This window comes from Candidatus Magnetaquicoccus inordinatus, assembly GCF_004217665.1.
In the GTDB taxonomy this organism is placed as follows: domain Bacteria; phylum Pseudomonadota; class Magnetococcia; order Magnetococcales; family Magnetaquicoccaceae; genus Magnetaquicoccus; species Magnetaquicoccus inordinatus.
On the sequence record NZ_RXIU01000472.1, the window covers coordinates 1 to 1,282 of the forward strand.

Sequence of the window (1,282 nt, forward strand, 5' to 3'; positions counted from 1 at the left end):
CAGGCAACCTATTGGTTGCGCCAATCGGCGCGTCAGGGATATGGCAAGGCACGCCTGAGCATGCAAACCCTGCCGGGTGCCACCTTGACACCGCGCGCTACGCCCAGCGCTCAGGCAACGCCCAGAACCACAGCTCTGAAAAAACAGCGCGCAACTCCCACAACCGTGCAGCGCCTGTCGTCACCCGCCAAAAAATCTTTTACCAGCAAAAAAGCAGCCTCTCCAAAAGCTGTCTCGCCAGTAGCCGCCTCGGTCCCTGCTGAGTCTGTTTCCTCTGACAGCTCTGCCGCTTTTCTTGCCCAAGCCGGTGCTGGCAATGCCACACCCATCCCTGTTGCCAATACAAGCTCTGCTCCGACGAGTCAGGGAGAGGTGGTCGCCAGCAGTGTTCCCAGTCGTTTCGTCGACTCTGCAGCACCTGTAGAGCTGCCCGCACCCATTCCCAATGCCCGCTCTGAGCAGATTGCGCAAGAGACTTCCTCCTACAGTTCGCCATTGGGGGGATTTGGTGCTCAGTCCGCAAACACAGCAGAATCTTCTTATGTACCAACCACATCTACACCAGAAACAGCCTCTTTGCCACCACCTGTTGCGACTGCGCGAACGCCACTACCGGAACAACCGCCAGTGCTCCATTTTCGCATGGTTGATTCCGGGCAGGAGCCAGGAGTCGTGCGTGGAGGAGCAGTAGAACAGGATCTCTCCTATCCCGCCCATCAACCCGCCAGCGTACCCACCGCCCGCTATGTCGATAATGGTAATGGTACCATTACCGATCGTTTGCGCGGCCTGGTGGGTTTGAAAAATGCCAACTGTTTTGGTCGACAAATGTGGGAAGTGGCCAACACAGCCATACACAATCTGGCAGATGGTCAGTGTCAGTTACAGGATCAATCCCGTGCTGGTGATTGGCGTCTGTTGAGCCGCGATGAGATGCACATTTTGTTGGATTGGCAGGAGAGCGGTCTCTTTGAGGGGGTCATTGCTTCCGGTTATTATTGGTCCAGCACTCCCCATGAGGCCAATCCGGGCCACATCTGGTATCTGATGCCCAGCAAAGGGATGTTGTATAACGGCAGTCAAGAGCGCAAAAATGCCTCCTGGCCGGTCAGGGCGCTGCGTCGATAAGTGGTGCAGTTGGCTCTGTTGCTGTTGGAACAACCGTTTTTCCCTGGCAACTATTCACCATACAAAACAACTGCGGGTTCACCATACAAAACAACTGCGGGTCCAGGGAGGGCACCTCCCTGGCCGGGTCCAGGGATGGAATCCCTGGGATTTT

The 1,282-nt window shown here is 56.2% G+C and carries 1 protein-coding gene; it reads left to right on the forward strand.

The features are described from left to right. Nucleotides 1-1,128: Lcl C-terminal domain-containing protein (locus EJP87_RS16615; RefSeq protein WP_130472948.1), on the forward strand; the 1,128-nt coding region annotated here is incomplete at its 5' end. Nucleotides 1,129-1,282: the final 154 nt, after the last annotated feature.